Annotated in this window: 17 protein-coding genes; all 17 read right to left on the reverse strand. The window is 45.5% G+C overall.

Annotated features, from left to right (window positions below; translation table 11 throughout):
- Positions 1 to 11: 11 nt before the first annotated feature.
- Positions 12 to 1,349 carry a flagellar protein export ATPase FliI gene (fliI, locus tag CF168_RS14160; protein WP_088585295.1) on the reverse strand — a complete coding sequence of 446 codons (1,338 nt, stop codon included), beginning with the start codon at positions 1,347 to 1,349 and terminating at the stop codon, positions 12 to 14.
- Positions 1,318 to 2,280, reverse strand: a complete 963-nt coding sequence (fliH, locus tag CF168_RS14165; RefSeq protein WP_011716418.1) for a flagellar assembly protein FliH — start codon at positions 2,278 to 2,280, stop codon at positions 1,318 to 1,320. The genes fliI and fliH overlap by 32 nt, the downstream gene beginning before the upstream one ends.
- Positions 2,267 to 3,313 (reverse strand): flagellar motor switch protein FliG, encoded by a 1,047-nt coding sequence (gene fliG / locus CF168_RS14170; RefSeq protein ID WP_011716417.1) that lies wholly within the window; start codon positions 3,311 to 3,313, stop codon positions 2,267 to 2,269. Before fliG ends, fliH begins: the two co-directional genes overlap by 14 nt.
- On the reverse strand, positions 3,306 to 4,991 hold the full coding sequence (gene fliF, locus CF168_RS14175; RefSeq protein WP_167373710.1) for a flagellar basal-body MS-ring/collar protein FliF: 1,686 nt from the start codon (positions 4,989 to 4,991) through the stop codon (positions 3,306 to 3,308). The genes fliG and fliF overlap by 8 nt, the downstream gene beginning before the upstream one ends.
- A gap of 44 nt (positions 4,992 to 5,035) precedes the next feature.
- The gene (gene fliE / locus CF168_RS14180) at positions 5,036 to 5,374 is read right to left on the reverse strand and encodes a flagellar hook-basal body complex protein FliE (RefSeq protein WP_088585293.1); all 339 of its coding nucleotides are present in this window, start codon (positions 5,372 to 5,374) and stop codon (positions 5,036 to 5,038) included.
- 175 nt (positions 5,375 to 5,549) lie between these two features.
- Complete coding sequence (locus CF168_RS14185; protein ID WP_089068190.1) at positions 5,550 to 6,890, reverse strand: sigma-54-dependent transcriptional regulator; 1,341 nt, start codon at positions 6,888 to 6,890, stop codon at positions 5,550 to 5,552.
- Entirely contained in the window at positions 6,883 to 7,965 is a 1,083-nt protein-coding gene (locus tag CF168_RS14190; RefSeq protein WP_089068191.1) for a sensor histidine kinase, read from the reverse strand. The genes CF168_RS14185 and CF168_RS14190 overlap by 8 nt, the downstream gene beginning before the upstream one ends.
- A 108-nt stretch (positions 7,966 to 8,073) precedes the next feature.
- Positions 8,074 to 9,507 (reverse strand): sigma-54 dependent transcriptional regulator, encoded by a 1,434-nt coding sequence (locus CF168_RS14195; RefSeq protein ID WP_089068192.1) that lies wholly within the window; start codon positions 9,505 to 9,507, stop codon positions 8,074 to 8,076.
- A gap of 298 nt (positions 9,508 to 9,805) precedes the next feature.
- Entirely contained in the window at positions 9,806 to 10,207 is a 402-nt protein-coding gene (gene fliS, locus CF168_RS14200) for a flagellar export chaperone FliS (RefSeq protein WP_089068193.1), read from the reverse strand.
- Positions 10,208 to 10,213: 6 nt separating this feature from the next.
- Positions 10,214 to 10,543: a hypothetical protein gene (locus CF168_RS14205; RefSeq protein WP_011716410.1), complete on the reverse strand. Its 330-nt coding sequence runs from the start codon at positions 10,541 to 10,543 to the stop codon at positions 10,214 to 10,216.
- Between the two features lie 18 nt (positions 10,544 to 10,561).
- Positions 10,562 to 11,932 carry a flagellar filament capping protein FliD gene (gene fliD / locus CF168_RS14210; protein ID WP_089068194.1) on the reverse strand — a complete coding sequence of 457 codons (1,371 nt, stop codon included), beginning with the start codon at positions 11,930 to 11,932 and terminating at the stop codon, positions 10,562 to 10,564.
- A 48-nt stretch (positions 11,933 to 11,980) separates the two neighbouring features.
- Positions 11,981 to 12,367 carry a flagellar protein FlaG gene (locus CF168_RS14215; protein ID WP_089068195.1) on the reverse strand — a complete coding sequence of 129 codons (387 nt, stop codon included), beginning with the start codon at positions 12,365 to 12,367 and terminating at the stop codon, positions 11,981 to 11,983.
- Positions 12,368 to 12,497: 130 nt separating this feature from the next.
- Positions 12,498 to 13,316, reverse strand: coding sequence for a flagellin (locus CF168_RS14220; RefSeq protein ID WP_089068196.1), 819 nt, complete (start codon positions 13,314 to 13,316; stop codon positions 12,498 to 12,500).
- A 250-nt stretch (positions 13,317 to 13,566) separates the two neighbouring features.
- Positions 13,567 to 14,388: a flagellin gene (locus tag CF168_RS14225; protein ID WP_089068197.1), complete on the reverse strand. Its 822-nt coding sequence runs from the start codon at positions 14,386 to 14,388 to the stop codon at positions 13,567 to 13,569.
- Between the two features lie 94 nt (positions 14,389 to 14,482).
- On the reverse strand, positions 14,483 to 15,694 hold the full coding sequence (gene flgL / locus CF168_RS14230; protein ID WP_069453238.1) for a flagellar hook-associated protein FlgL: 1,212 nt from the start codon (positions 15,692 to 15,694) through the stop codon (positions 14,483 to 14,485).
- Between the two features lie 11 nt (positions 15,695 to 15,705).
- A complete protein-coding gene (gene flgK, locus CF168_RS14235; RefSeq protein WP_011716404.1) occupies positions 15,706 to 17,631 on the reverse strand; it encodes a flagellar hook-associated protein FlgK in 1,926 nt (641 codons plus the stop codon).
- A gap of 40 nt (positions 17,632 to 17,671) precedes the next feature.
- Complete coding sequence (locus CF168_RS14240; protein ID WP_089068198.1) at positions 17,672 to 18,826, reverse strand: flagellar assembly peptidoglycan hydrolase FlgJ; 1,155 nt, start codon at positions 18,824 to 18,826, stop codon at positions 17,672 to 17,674.
- Positions 18,827 to 18,843 lie beyond the last annotated feature (17 nt).

The raw sequence follows: 18,843 nt of genomic DNA on the forward strand, positions 1-18,843 counted from the left end.
AACAGTCTCGATTATTTACATTGTGCCGCGAGTTGCCCAAGCATGACTTGGCTATCGGCAAAACTAAAGGCATCACGCATGGTCTGCCGTAAAAAGGCATTCATCGCAGGTTGCAGGCGTATAGCGTTATCGATTCGCGGATCGCTGCCTTGGGCATAGGCACCAATCGAAATCAGATCCTTATTCTGTTGGTAGAGGGAATAAGTCTGCTTGACGCGGCGCATGGCTTCTAAGTGCTCGCTCGAAATCACCATTGGGGCCACACGGCTGATCGAAGCCTCAATATCGATTGCGGGATAATGCCCAGAATCCGCCAGCGAGCGTGAAAGCACAATATGTCCATCGAGGATCGCCCGAGAAGCATCGGCAATCGGATCCTGTTGATCGTCGCCCTCGGTCAGCACAGTATAAAATGCGGTGATAGAACCTTGTCCAGGCCCACCATTACCCGCCCGCTCAACCAAGCGTGGCAATTTAGCAAATACCGAAGGCGGATAACCTTTAGTTGCCGGCGGTTCACCTACGGCCAGAGCAATCTCACGCTGCGCTTGGGCGTAACGAGTCAGACTATCCATTAATAACAATACGTTATAGCCTAAATCACGAAAATACTCAGCGATACGAGTCGAAGTTTCACAGGCGCGAAGGCGCATCAAGGGTGAGGTATCGGCGGGCGCCGCCACCACAACAGAGCGTGCTCTGCCCTTTTCACCGAGGATTTCTTCAATAAATTCTTTAACTTCGCGGCCACGCTCCCCGACGAGTCCCACCACAATGATGTCAGCTGTCGTGCCCCGTGTCATCATCCCTAACAGCACACTCTTACCCACACCCGAGCCTGCAAATAGGCCCATACGTTGGCCCTTACCAACGGTGAGCATGGCATTGATGGCGCGCACACCCACATCGAGTGGTTCGGTAATCGCACGGCGAGAAAGTGGGTTGATGGCGTTACTGTGCCTTGGCGCCTGCTGTTCGGTCGATAACGCGCCAAGACCGTCTAACGGCACACCATTACCATCGAGCACGCGTCCCAATAGGGATAAGCCCACACTCAGCCCCGCTTGCTCACCGAGGGGGACGACACGGGCGCCGGGTAACACGCCGCGTAATTCCTCAATCGGCATAAGGTACAGCAGTTCATCGTCAAAACCGACGACTTCGGCAATCAACTCTCCAGCCATGGTTTCGATAGAGCACAGGCTGCCCACGGGCGCACGGCAACCACTCGCCTCTAAGGTTAAACCTACCACGCGCACAAGTTGACCACTGGCGACGGCTCGAAATGGCGGGACTTTGTCGATGCAATGATTCAATTTATTCAGCAGTTGATGGCGGCGATTTTGCATCTTGCTCTCCATCAGCTTGCGACTCTGTACTCAGGGACTCGGTGCTCTGCGCCTCGTCACCTAGCTCTGAACTCGATCCCCGTTTTGCAGCGTTTTCCTCATCGAGAACCGCTTGGCGCTGTTGCTGCTGGTGACTCAAATGGGACTGTTGATTACGTAAGGACTCAAACACCGCATCGATGCGCGAGGACAGGGTTAAGTCCACCAGCGAGCGTTGGCTGCTGATAATACAATCCCCAGAATTTAAGCTGGGATCGGCCTCTAACTGCCACTGATTACGGTTCAATTGGGTACTGGAATATAGCTGCTCCACCAAGGCAACATCATCGGGATGCATGCGAATACTGACGCTTTGCTCCTTGATTGGCAGAGATTCGACCCCTAAACGTAGCGCCGACAGGATTTGTTCTGGATGAGTTTTAAGTTCATGACCAATCACAGATTTGGCCAGCGCCATAGTGAGTGTCATTAAGGAATGTTCAATATCGCCATCGAGTAATTGCAATGGCTTTTCAAATTGGCTTAACAGTCCTTCGAAGCGGCTGACTAATGCCTTGGCTTCAGCAAGCCCAGCCTCAAGCCCTTGCTCATGACCTTGGGCTAGGCCCTCGGTATGGCCTTGCTCTAAACCTTCGAGTCTGCCCTGCTCCAGTCCTTCGGCATAACCTTGCGTCTTACCTTCGTTAAAACCTTCTTCTTCGGCTTGAGCGCGAATATCTTCAATTTCCGCCATGGTGGGTGGCGCAATGGTTTCGGCGGCCACCGCCTTCGGCGCTTGCTGCGGCGAATAACCAAAGAGGTTTGAAATACTCACCTCTTCGGTTTGGGTCACATCGGGTAATTGCCAATGGCTGAACTCGATCTCCGAGTCGCTCACCACCCGATGGGACAATTTATTGTCGCTATTGTCACTCCGATTAGAGGAACTCATCGCCGCCACCGCCGCCTAACATGATTTCACCGCTGTCACTTAATCGACGCGCAATTGACAGAATTTCTTTTTGGGCGATTTCCACTTCGCTGATCCGGATTGGGCCCATGGCCTCTAAATCGTCACGCAGCAATTCGGCGGCCCGTTTTGACATATTGCCCAATATTTTGTCTTTGAGCTGATCGTCTGCACCTTTCAGCGCCTTCATCAATACATCCTGCTGCACTTCACGCAGCAAGGTTTGGATACCACGGTCGTCCACATCGATCAGGTTTTCGAATACGAACATTAAGTCTTGGATTTGCTGCGCCATTTCCTCGTCGGTTTCGCGCATGGTTTCCATCAACTGACTTTCGACCCCCGTATCGAGGTAGTTCATAATGTTGGCCGCCGCCTTTAGACCGCCCATCTTCGCTGCTTGCGCGCCGCCTTGACCGGCGAATTGCTTCTCCATGATGTCGTTTAATTCCTGCAATGCCGCAGGTTGCACTTCTTCAAGGTTAGCAATACGCATCATTAAGTCTAAGCGGGTATTCTCTGGGAACTGGCCGAAAATTTCCGCCGCTTGATCTGGCTCTAAATACGATAAAACAATGGTTTGGATCTGTGGATGTTCGTTTTGGATAATAGTCGCAACTTGGCGCGCATCCATCCATTTAAGGGAATCCAAACCTTTGGCGCCGCTGCCCATGATAATTTGTTCAATCAAATTACCGGCTTTGTCTTCACCTAGAGCCGCGGTTAACGCCTTACGGACGAACTCTTCGCTGTTAAAGCCAATAGAAGAATACTTTTGAATATCATCGAGAAACAGCTTATGTACCCCGATGACTTTTTCCTGCCCAAAGTCTTCCATGGCCGCCATCGCCATACCGACCTTTTGCACTTGCTTAGGTTCTAAGTGCTTTAAAATGGAGGCGGCATCGGCTTCACTCAAACTTAACAGTAAAATTGCCGTTTTTTCGATACCGCTGAGATCCTTAATATTGAAACTTGAGGTTTCAGCGGCGTCTTTTGATTTATTCTCAGCCATTGTCTTGTAACCAGTTTTTCACGACTTGGGTTGAAAGCTCGGGCTCATTGGCCACAAGCGCACGGATAGCTTTAATCATATCATCATCTTTATGCAGATTAGGGATAAGAATTGAGCCATCGTCGGCATAACTATACTCTGCTTCTTTGGTATTGAGCATTCCTAAGGTGTCGGCAGCGTATTGATCCTCTATCTCGGCCAGCTCATTACCCAATCTTGAATCCTCAGGCATGTTCACACTGTCTGGGTAGATTAAGCGTTTCAGCATTGGACGCACCACAGCAAGGATCAGCACTAAGATAACTAAGGCACCGATACCTAACTTAACGGCACGCCAGAACCAAGGCTGTTCCCAAAGCTCAGGCGCAGGTACATCTTCAACCAATTGATCCATAAAGGGAACAGTGACCACCTCTAAAACATCACCACGCTGCGCGCTAAAGCCTACCGCGCCTTCCAGTAAACGGCGGATATTGGTGAGCTCTTGCTCAGTGCGGGCAACGCGCGCCACTTGACCATTTTCACCCGCAGCGCCCGGTTTAAAGTCCACCGCAACTGACACACTCACGCGGCGCACTACGCCAATTTGCTGACGGGTATGGCTGATGGTGGTGTCTAATTCAAAATTACGAGTGGCTTCGCGGTGCGAGTTACCTGCCGTAACACTTTCGGTAGCTTTATCAGCCTCCTGAGGAATATTAGATTCCATCGGAGGTTGGTTCGATAATGCGCCAGGGATCCCCCCACTCGAGCCACCAGTAGAGTTATTTTCAACCGTCATTTCACTGCGTAGTGACGGTAAATCTGGATTAAACCGTTTGGCCGTTTGTTCAACAGCGGTGAAATCCATACTCACATCCACTTGGGAGGTAAAATTATCAGGCCCGAGAATAGGCGATAAAATCGAGTCAATCTTGGTGCGGTATTCGGTTTCTTTTTGCTGTACCAACTCAAGCTCACGACGAGCTCTAGCAGAAACACCATCTTGGCTACCGGAGTTTAGTAAGCGACCATTAGAATCGGTTACCGTGACGCGAGAAGGCTCTAATCCCTGAACCGCAGAAGCGACGATATCAACGATGGCATCAACTTCACCTTGGCCTAAGCCACCACGGCGAGTGTTAATTACAACTGTTGCACTTGGCTGAGAAGTATTACGGGCAAATACGTTTTCTTTGGGGAGTGCCAAAATCACTTTAGCGCGGCTTACGCTTTGTAACTGTTCAATCGCGCGGGCAAGGTTTTCTTCTTGGCTATGCTTGAGGCGAGCCTGTTCCATTCTTTGGCTTACGCCAAAACCACTGTCTTGGGTAAGAAAGTCTTGGGTCGATGCAGCAGGACTATTAACCCCTGCACGGCTAAGCATCATTTTGACTTCTTGGTATTTATCTTCTGGCACTTTAACAACATCAACTTCGATCTGATATTTGATCTTGTTTTTATCAAGTACATCGAGTACTTGCACCATTTCCTGAGTTTCCATTTTACCCAATGGACGGTACTCAGGCTCCTGTGCCCAGATCATGACAAACACGGCTAACGCCAAACAAATGGCGAGGGCTAAAATCATGGTGATTTGACGCATCATATCGACGCCACCGAGACTCCCCAGCACGCCGGATTTATTTTCCTGTTGGACCCCTTGGTCCATTACGCCGGCATTCGATCCGACAATCATTTCTGTGCTCACGATTCGTACCTGCTAATTGCGTTATTCAAGGCCTAAACAGGCATGCTCATTATTTCTTTATAAGCTTCAACGAGCTTATTGCGCACTTGGACAGTGGCTTCAAAGGCAACACTGGCCTTTTCGCGGGCGATAACAGTATCAGAAAGGCTCACTGTCGTGTCACCCATTTCTAGCCTAGTCACGAGATTCGATGAGGTTGACTGCAAACCGCTAACATTACCAATGGCTTGAGAGAGAAGTTGCCCAAAGTCAGCACCGCTGGTGTTATTCACTTGCTGCACAATATTATTGGGTGAAATCCCAAATGAGGGTTTGATTTCACCTTGAAGTGACTGCATTTCTTGCAGTAATGAATTCGCGCCAATTTGCATGTCGTGCTCCCCATCGTCGAGTTATTGACGATTAAACTCTCAAGATAACGAGGATATGCAAAACTACGGCCAAGTTTTTACTTGGCCGAGCTAAAAAGAATTGCAGGGGTCATAGGTGTGAAATCGCCAAAGGATAACCAGTGGCGATGGTGCTAGAAAGGTTGCAAAACTCGACTTAGTTAGGCAATTGAATCCCCATATCGCGCATTCTGGCCATCTTGTATCTTAAGGTGCGCGCGCTGATCCCAAGTTTTTCGGCAACCAACTTACGGCTGCCTTGGCATTGCGCTAAGGTTTCGAGAATGATCACATGTTCCTGCGCCTTTAACTCTTCACCTAACCCCTCTGGCTCACTGCAATATTCAGCATCATCGGACGATAACGGCACATCTTGAGCATCAATAATAATGTCATTGGCAGTAATCACCGTACCTGATCGCAAAATCAAGGCTCGCTGCACAACGTTATCGAGCTCTCGCACATTACCTGGCCAGCGATGGCTAAGTAAACGGCGGCATGCGGCCTCATCAAATTCGGGTACGTCGATGATACTCAGTGCCTTTGCGTGTTTTGTGAGTAAATGCCGAGCTAAGGGTAAAATATCCGCAGGGCGTTGATTCAGTGCAGGCCAAGTCAGTGGAAACACGTTAATACGATAATAGAGATCTTCCCGGAATTGCCCTGCGGCAACCACGGCCTTTAAATCCCGATTCGAAGTGGCAAGCACTCTCACATCCAGCTTGATGGTTTTACGGCCGCCTAACCGCTCTACTTCACGCTCTTGCAATACGCGCAGCAGTTTGGCCTGTAATCCTAAATCCATCTCTGAAATTTCATCGAGTAATAAAGTTCCGCCCTGCGCTTGTTCAAATTTACCAGGGCAAGCTTGGTAAGCACCGGTAAAGGCGCCCTTTTCATAACCAAATAGGGTCGCCTCGAGCATATTCTCGGGGATGGCCGCACAGTTGATGGCCACAAATGCTTGGTCGGCACGGCTGCTATGTTGATGAATATAACGGGCTAGCACTTCTTTACCCGAGCCGCTTGGCCCAAGGATCATCACAGAAGCATCTGATGCTGCCACCCGCTGTGCTAAGGATAATAATGCAATGCTCTTTTCATCCGCCACGACGGGTTGATCGCTACTTTGTTTGAGCGGTAAATAGCGAGAAACTTGGTTGAGCAACACCTCTGGAGCGAAGGGTTTAGCCAAATAATCGACGGCGCCCAATTTAATTGCACTGACCGCACTGCCAATGGTGGCATACGCCGTCATCAATAACACTGGCAGCTTGGGGTGATGTTGCTGTAAGTAATTTAATAATCCTAAGCCGCCAATGCCCTGCATCTGCACATCGCTGATCACAAGATCAAATTGATGTTGTTTTAGTGCGATTATGGCTTCTTCACCAGATGCCACATCAATACAGTCGTATTGTGCCAACATTAAGGTGTCCAGCAACGCCTCGCGTAAGGATGCATCGTCTTCAACTAAGAGTAATTTGGCTTCAGACATAGGGTTTCTCCAGCGGCAATACAGTAGCAGATTTAGCCTGCGGGAAAGTAAGCGACACAGTACAACCCTTATTGGGCATACAGCTTAATTGCAGTTGGCCGCCATGATTACGCACCACAGACTGCACAACGGCTAAGCCAAGGCCCGTTCCTTGCGCTTTGGTGGTAAAGAAAGGCTCCAACACTTTTTGTTGCATCTTAGCATCCAACCCTTTGCCATTATCGATGACATTGAGATGTAACTGTTCATTGCTATCACTAGCAACGATTTGGATCTGCGTTGCCCCGGCTTCAAGACTGTTCATCACGAGGTTATTGACGGCTGAACTGAGCGCATTCACATTCGCCAGCATTAAGCTATTAGAAATATTGGTTACCGCCAGTTCAGCGCCATGCTTAGCAACTATTGGTTCACAGTTAGCAACAACATTCTCGATAACATCATTAAGATTAATCAGTTCGCCCAGCTCATCTTGACGTCCTTTGGCCATCAGCAGCATATCGTTCACTTGGCGTTCAAGCTCATTGAGTCTATCCACTAATTTCTGCTGAAATTTTGCCTTAGCAGATTCCGATAATTTGGGACTGGCCAGATTAGCAGCATATAACAGTGCAGCCGACAATGGCGTACGCACCTGATGCGCCAGCGTCGCCACCATTTTGCCGAGGGCTGACAGGCGCTGCAGATGGGAAAGATTCTTTTGCAGTAGACGAGTTTCGGTCAGATCCGTCAGCACAATTAATTGGCCAGGTTCCGGCGTTAATGGGGTAATCGCAAATTTGACTTGGCGGCCATTGCGTAATGAGACTTCATGGCCATCATCGTCCTGTGGCGCAAACGCCGTATGGATCACATCAATCCAGCGGGCGCCGCATAACGACTGCTCCAGCAATTCGACGGCAACGGGGTTTGCATCGGTGACAATACCATCACCGTTCAAAATCACCACGCCAGAGGGCATAGCCTGTAAAATATGCTCCATCCGATTGGACATATTGGCGGCCTCACGCAGTTGGTTCCATTGTTTGCTAGTGTGCTTGAATGTTTCAATTTGCGCTAGTGGATGAGCAGACATAGTCACTCCGTCAAAAAATTGCTTATGACGGAGTGTTTGCAGATTCTATGCCAAATTAAGAAATGAATTTAGATAGATAAAACAATAAGATAAATAACATCAAAATGACTATTCTTTCGTCATTCCGTACTTACGCATTTTCTCAACTAAGGTCGTTCGGCGAATACCGAGCATTTCGGCGGCACGCGCAACCACGTTATCCTGCAGCTCTAACGCCTGGCGAATCATATCGATTTCAAGCTCTGCCAGCAGATCCTTGAGGTTAACGCCTTCAGGTGGTAACTCACTGGGGAAACGCGTTTCAGGAATTTCTACTGGCTCTTCGCTGGTAAAAATCGAAGCGAGCGCATCACGTTCTTGCTGCTCTTCACTGAGTTCGACACTATACTCAGGCACATCAATATGACGATACTTTATCGGTAAGTCGTTCACATCGACCAAACCGCCTGGATATAAAATGGTGAGTCGTTCAACTAAGTTAGATAACTCTCGAACGTTGCCAGACCATGCATGTTCCTTTAACGATTCTATTGCGCGTTGGGTAAAACGCACTTTACCACGCCCCTCATTATATACACGGCTCACCAGCTCCTGTAGCAACAAAGGTACATCGTCTTTACGCTCGCTTAAGGCGGGCATTTCGATAGGGAAAACATTAAGGCGATAGTAAAGATCCTCACGGAATTCATTACCGCTGATCATGCTCTCTAGATCCCTATGGGTAGCCGCGACGACTCGAACATCGACGTTAATTGTCTTAGTTCCACCCACTCGTTCAAAAACTCGCTCTTGCAACACACGTAGCAATTTAACTTGCATCTGTAAGGGCATATCACCGATTTCATCAAGAAACAGTGTGCCACCTTCGGCTAATTCGAAACGTCCTTTACGGGAGCAAATGGCACCCGTAAATGAACCTTTTTCATGACCAAAAAGCTCGCTTTCTAGTAATTCAGGCGGAATCGCGCCACAGTTAACCGGAATAAAAGGACCATCTCGGCGCTCAGATAAATAATGAATGTTCCGAGCAACCACTTCCTTACCCGTCCCCGACTGACCCAGGACTAATACAGTGGCATCAGAGGTGGCGACTTGGCTAATCAAGTGACGCACATTGGCAATGCCTTCACTACGACCCACTAAGCTACGAAACAGTTTGGTTTGATTTGCACTGGTTGGGACTTGTGGACGTTTGACTTGCCCATAAACCTGACAAAAATGCAGGAGTTCGGTTAGTTGTGGGTAGTTTAGTGGCTCTTCAATCTGACCCAGCACATTAGACACTTGCAGATCATCTACATTGCCAAATAACAAAATGGGTTGCCATGGGTACTGACTCGCAAGTGACTTGAGAGCATCAGCTGGCATGTTATCAGCAGTGACCACTAAAGCGCGGAACCGGGTATCTTGCAGACAAAGACTTAACTTTTCGATGGCGACGATTTCAATCTGCTCACCCAAAAATTCAAAAATGCAACACAGGCGACTTAAGCGCTCTGATGGGGTTCCGACAAGTAAAATTCGTTGATCTGTTTGCATCATTCAGTAGGCCGTAAAGCGCTAATTAGGTATCAATTCGCATTAATTATTTATGATTAGTTGCTGTAAAAGCTTAACAAATTCAATGTAACAATCTGTGCCACCATCACTACTGTGATGAATATTGTATTATCAGCAGTCGAGAAGCAAGCTTCGAATGCGGATTATGCCAAACTGAATTGATTTTAGTTCATTTATCCCATGATTCTAGTCAATTATGTCAATAAATTGACGAAAGCCCAAAAAAAAGACGCACTCAGTGCGTCCTTTTTCCTGTTGATCTATAACACAATTAACGAGCTTATGTATGAGAAGTGATATTGTGTTTATCCGCAGGAATTGCATCCCACCCTTCTTTGATGGTTCGTAAAATATCACAAACATCATCAATGGCCTTTACATCGTTATTGAGGTTAGCTTCAGAAATCTTACGTAGCATAAAATCGTATAAATCACTCAAATTTTTAGCTATTTGCCCACCGGCATCCATGTTCAAACTATTACTTAAACCAGTAATAATACCGATAGCTTTATTAATATAAATACCTTTATTAGCCAAATCATTTTGCTCAATAGCATAACGGCTTTGTGCCAAACGTTGCAGCGCTCCAGCAAACATTAACTGAATGATTCGATGTGGTGAAGCTACAGTGATCTCACTTTCTAACGAAACCTTACGATATGATTGCAGCGATCCTCTCATAAATACCTACCTGTTTGAATCTATTGTCTCGTAAACACTAATCTGGCGCTTATTCTTACTGCCCGCATGTAATAATGCTTGCCTGTCCGCCATGATGTGATTTGCCTTAATAGTGAACTCTTTAGTGAGGTCAAGCTGACACTGAAGATAATCAGCGTCCGTCATGCTAGCATCAGCCACTAATACATTGAGTAAAAGTTGACGCTCTCCAACGAGTACCTGCAAATTTGACACCAACTCGTCAGTTTGAGGATATTCTGCGGGGATGCGAGTTAACTGATTCAATGTGTCGCTGAGCGTTATATTAAGTTCATTAAGTTCATTAAGTTGTTTCACTAGACGTTTCCTTACTTACTAACTCTTTTTAACTGCTCCAGGAAGCGAGTTTAAACTAGCAAGTAAAGCACTACTCTGCTGGTTAAGTTGTCCTACGACAAGATCCATCGCATTAAACTGCTTTGTTAAACGTGCAGTTAACTGATCCATTTTAAGGGTAAAGGCTTCTCTTTGATCTGCTAACCTACTTTGCTGATTAGTATAACTTGTCTCTCTATCTGCAATCAGGCCTCGGGATTTAACATAGCTTTCAGAAACATCGTAAAACCGATTAGCTAAGCCTTTTTCTGGTGTAGCAAAGAGAGCTTCAACACTAGACATATCCTCAGAAAGCACTTTATCAAGCTTAGTATCATCAATAGATAACTTACCATATCTATCTGTTGTGATACCTATATCATACAAAGCTATAGAACCACCATCTTCGGTAGGCACTCGTTCGCTCGCAATACTACGGAGTTGTGATTCAATCGAACGGATCATCGAGTCGCCCTGCAATGCCGCTGCAGTATTTGTATCTTGATCGTAGGATGACAGCTTATCGACCGTTGTAACTAAGCTATTGTAGGCATCAACAAATGCCTTAACGTTTGTTTTAACTGCATCGTTATCTTGTTCTATTTTGAGTGAAGTGGTTTTAGTAAGATCAGCATCTGTTAACTGTAAAGTCACACCTGTAATCGCATTCTTAACTTCATTAGTTTGCGAGGTGACTTTTTGATTATCAATGTAGAGGACAGCATTTTTTGCATCTTGAAGCGTTGTGGTATTCATTGCATCAAACATATTGCTAAGGCCAGAGCCTGTGGTATCTGTAGCCGTGATGCTGATTTGGTTATCTTCGCCAGATTTATCGGAACTAAAAACTAATCGACTTCCGGCGTCACTGGTAACTACGGTTGCGGTAACACCCACATTGTCAGAAGCTTTATTGACTTTTTTGGCTATTGCATCAAGGGAATCTGTTGCGGCTATATCAACAGAGAAATTTTTTCCATTGATGTCAAAATCTAGGCTTCCTTCACCAACACCAGATGCAGGATTCGCAACATTTGCTCCTGCAATCTTATGGTTGACAGCAAGCTGTTCAACTTTAATAGCATAACTACCTGTTTGAGCTGTTTTATCAGCAGTTGCAGTTAAATATGTACTATTACTAACGGATATTTTGCGTTGATTTAAAGCCTCACCGGTTTGTAATTTTTTTACGGCATCCTGAAATGTCGTCAGTGCGCTTTTTAAGGTTCCCATAGCAGAAACCTCAGCTTTAATGCTATCTTCTTGTGCTTTAAACATTGCTTCTTTAGGAACTTTTTCAGCATCCACTAATACTTTTACAATGTTAGCAGTATCTAACCCTGAACCGATACCTGTCGCTGTGATTGCCATACAAACCCCTTACTCATCAACTATCACTATATTTAGTAATGTCAGTATTTAAGCCTCTGTTTTCATCAAAAGCCCTGTCACTTCAGATAGCTTTTCAGCTAATGCTAGTGCTTCTTCACTCGGCATTTGTCTAATGACATCACCCGTATCTTTGTCTAAAACAGTCACAACGGCTTGACCTGACTTCTCATCAACCTTAAATGCAAGCCCCTTACGCATCATAGACATCATATCAGAAAGCTCAGTTGCGACTTGCGTTAACTTTCCTGGATCTTGTTCATTTTCTGTTGCACTTTGCTCTGTAGACTGTTCAACCGCGGATACGGCAGCATCACGTTTTAATTGAACATCTGCCGTCGGTGCTTTCAGTGGTACTTGAGCTAAATCAACTCGACTTTGAAGCAGAGCTGATGTACTGGCTATACTGATATCCATAGCTATACCTCACCATCAGGAGCATTTGTCTTATACAGCAAAACAAACACTATAACTTTAATGACTATTTATGCGGCAAAGGGAGATCCGTTTCCGAACCTCCCTTATAACCTTATACTTCAATATGTTATTAAAGCAGTGATAAGGCCACTTGGGGTAATTGGTTAGCTTGCGCCAACATTGCTGAACCTGTTTGTTGTAACACTTGGTTCTTAGTCATTTGTGAGGTTTCTTTCGCGAAGTCAACGTCTACAATACGGCTCTTAGCATCAGCAACGTTAGCTTGTGTATTAGCACTGTTGCTAATGTTGTGAGCTAAACGGTTTTGGATAGCACCTAAGTCTGCACGTTGAGAATCAATTGTTTTGATTGCAGCATCAATTTTATCTAATGCTATAGAACGATTCGCAGATGTATCGTTAGTTAAAGCACCAACTGATAAAGTGGTCTTATTAGTAGTTTTAACAGTAACTTTAATATCTTCGGCATTTTGAGCGCCTACTTGGAAACTCTTACCAGTAGAAAAACCACCCGCTAAAAGTTTGGTTTTGCCAAAAGCAGTTGTTTTACCAATTTCATCAATTTCATTGGCAAGTTGATCCATCTCAGCTTTCAGAGCTTTTAAGTCATCTGTACTGTTTGCACCGTTTTCAGACTGTACTGTCAAATCACGCATACGCTGTAACATGTTTGTCTGTTCTTGCATCGCACCTTCAGCAATTTGTGCGATAGAGATAGCATCGTTGGCATTACGCATACCGACTTCTAAACCGCGCACTTGGCTGTTTAATCGGTTAGAAATAGCTAAACCAGCGGCGTCATCTTTTGCGCTATTAATACGCAGACCACTGGATAAACGTTCCATTGAAGTGGCCAAACCGCTAGCGGAAGTGTTTAAGTTTTTCTGTGCTTTCAAAGATGTAACGTTTGTGTTTACTGTAATGGCCATGATCGTTTCCTCTTTATACCTGGCTTGTCTAAACTTGCCTGTCTACTTAAGCCAGGCGGGTCTTAGTGGTTACAATATATATAACGGCCGCATTTTTTTTATCTTTAGAGTTTTTTTAAAAAATTTTATTTGTTATTAAAACCTACTATTTTCATAATGATAGAAACTCTCCAATAATAACTTTGCCTACTTTCTAACCATGGTTAGGAAAAGTAGGCAAAAGTACACTACAAAATATTCAACCTTAAGCTTAGCCCAAAAGTGATAATGCCACTTGTGGCAACTGGTTAGCTTGAGCCAACATAGCAGACCCCGTTTGTTGCAATACTTGATTCTTAGTCATTACCGAAGTTTCTTTCGCAAAATCCACATCCACAATACGGCTCTTCGCATCGGCAACGTTTGCTTGAGTATTAGCACTGTTACTTATGTTGTGAGCTAAACGATTTTGGATAGCGCCTAAGTCTGCACGTTGAGAATCAATAGTCTTAATTGCAGCGTCAATCTTATCTAACGCTATTGAACGGTTAGCTGATGTATCATTATTTAGAGCACCAACGGATAGGGAGGTTTTATTAGACGTTTTTACAGTTATTTTAACATCTTCTGTATTTTGAGCTCCAACTTGGAAGATCTTACCTGCAGAGAACCCCCCCGCTAAAAGTTTAGTCTTCCCAAAAGCTGTACTACTCCCAATATTATCAATTTCCGTGGCAAGTTGATCCATTTCAGCTTTTAAAGCCTTCAAGTCATCAGTGCTGTTAGCACCGTTCTCTGACTGGATAGTCAAGTCACGCATACGCTGTAACATGTTAGTTTGCTCTTGCATTGCACCTTCAGCAATTTGGGCAATAGAAATTGCATCGTTTGCGTTACGCATACCGACTTCCAAGCCACGAACCTGGCTGTTTAAACGGTTTGAAATTGCTAAACCCGCAGCGTCATCTTTCGCACTGTTAATACGCAGACCGCTCGATAGACGTTCCATAGAGGTTGCTAAACCACTACTGGAGGTATTTAAATTTTTCTGTGCCTTCATCGAAGTCACGTTGGTATTAACTGTAATAGCCATGTTGAGTTCCTCTTCCTAGTTATACTGCCAAGGCTTGGAGCTTGGCTAAATTTTTAACAATTTATCTTACAGATGGATAGGTCTTTGCTTTCTGTTAAATAAAGTCAAACAGGGAAACAGAACCCACCTTACTAAACACGCTAGAGACTGCGTTCAATGCAAGCTGCTGCTTTGCAAATTCCGTAATCGCTGACGCGTAATCAAGATCCTCAAGTAGAGAAAGAGCAGATGTATTCAACACTTGTTCCTCGATGTGAGTATCTTTGTAGCTTTCAACGGCTTTCAGATTATTCCCCGCCACACTTCTGGCAGAACTGATCTGATTGACGCCACTATCGATGTCATTCAATATCTGTGCCAACTGAGATCGACCTTGAGGTGTGTTAGCTGAATTAGGATCTTCAATTAATGCGATCGCACGACTGATTGTATCGAAAATGCTGACTTCAGACTGTGGCTCCATGGTGAAACTATCGCCAGCGCTGGGTTTTCCAGAAATGTTGACTTCAATACCATTAAAACTTACAGGGGTTGCCGCATCAAAATTAGCAATGTTCGCCACTGGATTATTGGCTGAATCAAGTACTTGTAAATTGGTTCCACCAGAACCATTATCTGAAAAATTAAATGTATATGTATCAGCTAGATAAGTTGCTGGATCAGCAATCTTCGCCGTTTTAACACTAAACTCGCCCTGCTGGCTGGCCAAATAATTGACACTATAATCGCCAAGTCCATTGGGGGCTTTCATAAAAGCGGTGTCGCCAGGGACATTAGTTCCTAGTGCAACGCCAGACTGCACTAAACTATTTCGAATGCCAGAATCACCGCTATAAACTATTTTGGGTGGTGTAGAGTTATCGAAAGCAAAAGGCTCTTTATCAGTGCTGTAGCCAGAAAACATATAATTGCCAGATTCATCCTTACTATTGGCAATAGATAAGAGTTCTTCTAAGCTGCCTTTCATTTCATCGGCAATCATTTGCCGCTCAGAATCCGCGAGAGTGCCGTTTACCGCTCGCATAACTTGTTCACGTATGGAAGATGCCAGATTTTCGGCACTCCCCAACTTACTTTCAGTTACTGCTAATCGATTAGTCGCGTAGTCAATATTCTTCATAAATTGATCGACTAAGGCATTGCGTTGATTCAGGTTATCGATACCTAGCGCCGCGACAGGATCATCACCTGCAGTATTGACTTTTTTGCCACTACTGAGCTGTTCGAGGATCTTGCTAGTTGCCGTTTGCTTTTGCAGTACACTCGTAATGCTTTGATTAAAGATCTGCGCGGATGATAGTCGCATGATTAAATCTCCTAACGCACTGAAGTTAATAGGGTGTCAAAAATTTGTTGTGCCGTAGTCATGATACGGGCTGAGGCTTGATAAGCTTGTTGAAAACGCATTAAATTGGCGGCTTCTTCATCTAAGTTGACGCCCGATTCGCTTTCTACTCTGGCATAGGCTTGTTGGTAAATAGCCTCTGCAGACCCTACACGCACTTCGGCCGCTTTTGTCTTACTGCCTATGTCAATTTTTGTATTTTCAAATACATCCGCTAAGGTTGACTTCCCCCCATTCATCACTTTACTTTCACTCAATTTGGCCATAGCAACGGCGTTAGAGTTGTCGCCTTCAGCAAAGGCTAGGTTAAAGGTAAATCTGTCATTACTGGCGGCTGCGGTACTATCAACTTCAAAGGTAAAACCAAAGGCACTTATACTTGGGGGAGTATAAGGAGCGGCAGCGCCAAGGGAGGTTCCGGAGGCATCAAATGCTTCATAGGTTGGAGGTATCGCGGTGGTATCGAGCTGGATCGTCAATTCACTGCCAGTAATAGGAAAATTGGCTGCACTGCGATTCGTAATTTGCGTCAACTTAACTTGGGTATTACCTGAGTTCGCTGCATCAGCGGTTATTTTAGGCGAAGCGGCGGCAATGCCTTTTGGATCCGTCATTTCAACGGTAATGCCGTTAGCGGCGCCCGCAGTAGGGCGAATAACAAAGCGATCACCTGAAGCCATCGCCCCAGCTTTAATATCGATTGAAAATCCAGCACCACCTTCTAAGGTCGACCCATTTAAGGTCAGTGGTGTAATTACCCCGGTTTCTGTATCCCTTAATTCATAGGAGGCCGGCGCAGTAAAAGATAACTCATATGAGCCACCCGTTAATAAACGCGTATCATCAATATTCACACCTAAAGTTGCGTTACCAGTATTGTTTGAATAGCCACCAACACGACCCAATGACATTAAAGGATCATTAATATCCCTAAAGATATTCGATCCAACTTGACCATTGAGATCAAATCCTTGAGCTTGCATTTTATTGAAGTTATCAGCAATCCCTAGGGCTAACTGATCGAGCTCGTGACTTGCCGGAATTAATGTTTGATCACGGTACTCAAACAGCGCACCTAATTGCCCGCCTAATTTACTCGGATCGGCAGCAACACTTTGTGAGCCAATACTTGACGTCAATTGCAATTCATTGGGAAATGGATCTCCAGTTTTAGTATCCATCGTCATGGCGATTTCACCGGAAACCAACATCACCGAGCCGCCCAACATAATGCTTTTGGCACCATTCTCTTGAGGAATAACATTCACTTGAGCATATTGGCTTAGCTCTTGAATGAGCGCATCTTGTTTATCGAGTAACATGGCATCTTGATTTGGCGATTTCATCAGCTCGAGATTTAAATTAGCCAACTCCTTACTAATCTCGTTGATACGCTTAGTCATACCTGTGATCTGATCATTAGTTTGCGTCATCTGGCCATTTAAGCTCGATTGCATCTGATTCAAACTATTAGCCAATTGTTTAGCATCGTTTAGGGTTGAACTACGAATACCTAAGTCAGCGGGCAAATCCGCGAGACTGTTTAATCCAGTAAAAAGAGAGTTTAAGCTCTGAGGTACCATTTTACCGATTTGAGAAAACAGTTGATCGAGCTCACTGAGTTTGCCATAACTCGCTTCAGCACCACTTAGGGTTGTTTGTCCAATACGTAATTCTCTTGCCGCATAGTCGTTGTAAATACGTTTTACATCATCAACGTAAGTCCCCGTGCCATAAAAACTATTACCAAGCCGTTGTGACTCTAGCGTCGACTGGGTTGCCACCTGCCTGTGATAACCTGCGGTATTCGCGTTGGCAATGTTATTACTGGTAACCCCAAGTTGCGACTGCGAGGCTAGCACCCCAGTACGAGCAATATTTAATAGGTCAATCGCCATTAGCCGACACTCCTCAGAACTAATAACCTATGAAGATTTATCATTTGTCTTCTCCTTGCAGTATCGACTTAAGCTCTTGGCTTATTGTCTGCATCACTTTAATGACTTTCTCAGCATATTTTGGATCGGTGGCATAGCCCGCATCCTGCAATGCACGAATAAATTGGGTTGGTGAAGCGGCGACTTTTTTAGCATCTTGATAACGCTCACCCTCAGCAATAAAGGTGACAAAATCGTTAAAACTATGTTCAAAATCAGTGTAAACGCGAAAATCGGCTTTTTGTCTAACGGCAATACCCTGCTCAAATTCCAAGGTACTCACGTTAGCCTTATCCCCAAGCCAACGGCGATCAGCCTTAATGTTGAATAGGTTGTGACTAGGTGCACCATTATTGCCACGGACAATTTTTTGACCCCAGCCCGTCTCAAGAGCAGATTGGGCCAAGAGCACTTCGGGTTGAGTGCCAAGGGCTTTGGCGGCTTTTTCTGCATGAGGATAAAGCGTCGCCAAAAACTCTTCCCGACTACCAAACTTCAAGGTCTTTTGTGTTTCCCTAAATGCCGCCGTCGGCAAGATTTGGCCGCTGATCACGGGTTCGATTGGCGATAAGGGTTGCTCTGACCAAGCGGGCTTTGGCGTATCTATGGCCAGCAAACGCTCTGGTCTATCAATATCTAAGGAGGACGTCACACCATCGGCGTTATTCAAGTCAACACTTGGGCGCGCAATCGATGCTGGCACGCCTTGCGCGGCAACGACTGGCGCAGCCGCAGTTTGAGTTTCGGCAGCCGAGGTTGCTTGAGCTGGAATATTGAAGGCTTTCGCATCATGTTGCAGCTTCATACCACCGTCATTACGCAGCACGGATGCGGGCGTAAACTGGCTAGACTCAGGGGATAATTGCTGCACCATCATGTCTGCAAGTCCCAGCACACCTTTATCCGATAAATCGACGGATAACTGCTGGTCCCGCATCTGCTCATAAAACTTTGTGTATTGGCTGTTGAGTGGACTGTCGGATTCAAACACTGCGTTAGCATCACGCATGCTCTTCATCAGCATTTGCACGAACACGCCTTCAAATTGTTGGGCGACTTTTTTCAAGGCGCCCTTCTCATCTTTCTGAGCCTGGGCGCGCAGGGAATCAAGCCCGCCCAGATCAAGAAAATGTGATGAACTTGAAAGCTTTTCCATGATTTTCCCGACAGAAA

The sequence above is a fragment of the Shewanella bicestrii genome, from assembly GCF_002216875.1.
Classification (GTDB): domain Bacteria; phylum Pseudomonadota; class Gammaproteobacteria; order Enterobacterales; family Shewanellaceae; genus Shewanella; species Shewanella seohaensis.

What these genes read in the sequence shown, in the direction of transcription:
- fliI (WP_088585295.1), bottom strand. Translation starts at nt 1,349, where the DNA reads ATGCAAAATCGCCGCCATCAACTGCTGAATAAATTGAATCATTGCATC.
- fliH (WP_011716418.1), bottom strand. Translation starts at nt 2,280, where the DNA reads ATGAGTTCCTCTAATCGGAGTGACAATAGCGACAATAAATTGTCCCAT.
- fliG (WP_011716417.1), bottom strand. Translation starts at nt 3,313, where the DNA reads ATGGCTGAGAATAAATCAAAAGACGCCGCTGAAACCTCAAGTTTCAAT.
- fliF (WP_167373710.1), bottom strand. Translation starts at nt 4,991, where the DNA reads ATGATTGTCGGATCGAATGCCGGCGTAATGGACCAAGGGGTCCAACAG.
- fliE (WP_088585293.1), bottom strand. Translation starts at nt 5,374, where the DNA reads ATGCAAATTGGCGCGAATTCATTACTGCAAGAAATGCAGTCACTTCAA.
- CF168_RS14185 (WP_089068190.1), bottom strand. Translation starts at nt 6,890, where the DNA reads ATGTCTGAAGCCAAATTACTCTTAGTTGAAGACGATGCATCCTTACGC.
- CF168_RS14190 (WP_089068191.1), bottom strand. Translation starts at nt 7,965, where the DNA reads ATGTCTGCTCATCCACTAGCGCAAATTGAAACATTCAAGCACACTAGC.
- CF168_RS14195 (WP_089068192.1), bottom strand. Translation starts at nt 9,507, where the DNA reads ATGATGCAAACAGATCAACGAATTTTACTTGTCGGAACCCCATCAGAG.
- fliS (WP_089068193.1), bottom strand. Translation starts at nt 10,207, where the DNA reads ATGAGAGGATCGCTGCAATCATATCGTAAGGTTTCGTTAGAAAGTGAG.
- fliD (WP_089068194.1), bottom strand. Translation starts at nt 11,932, where the DNA reads ATGGCAATCACAGCGACAGGTATCGGTTCAGGGTTAGATACTGCTAAC.
- CF168_RS14215 (WP_089068195.1), bottom strand. Translation starts at nt 12,367, where the DNA reads ATGGATATCAGTATAGCCAGTACATCAGCTCTGCTTCAAAGTCGAGTT.
- CF168_RS14220 (WP_089068196.1), bottom strand. Translation starts at nt 13,316, where the DNA reads ATGGCCATTACAGTAAACACAAACGTTACATCTTTGAAAGCACAGAAA.
- CF168_RS14225 (WP_089068197.1), bottom strand. Translation starts at nt 14,388, where the DNA reads ATGGCTATTACAGTTAATACCAACGTGACTTCGATGAAGGCACAGAAA.
- flgL (WP_069453238.1), bottom strand. Translation starts at nt 15,694, where the DNA reads ATGCGACTATCATCCGCGCAGATCTTTAATCAAAGCATTACGAGTGTA.
- flgK (WP_011716404.1), bottom strand. Translation starts at nt 17,631, where the DNA reads ATGGCGATTGACCTATTAAATATTGCTCGTACTGGGGTGCTAGCCTCG.
- CF168_RS14240 (WP_089068198.1), bottom strand. Translation starts at nt 18,826, where the DNA reads ATGGAAAAGCTTTCAAGTTCATCACATTTTCTTGATCTGGGCGGGCTT.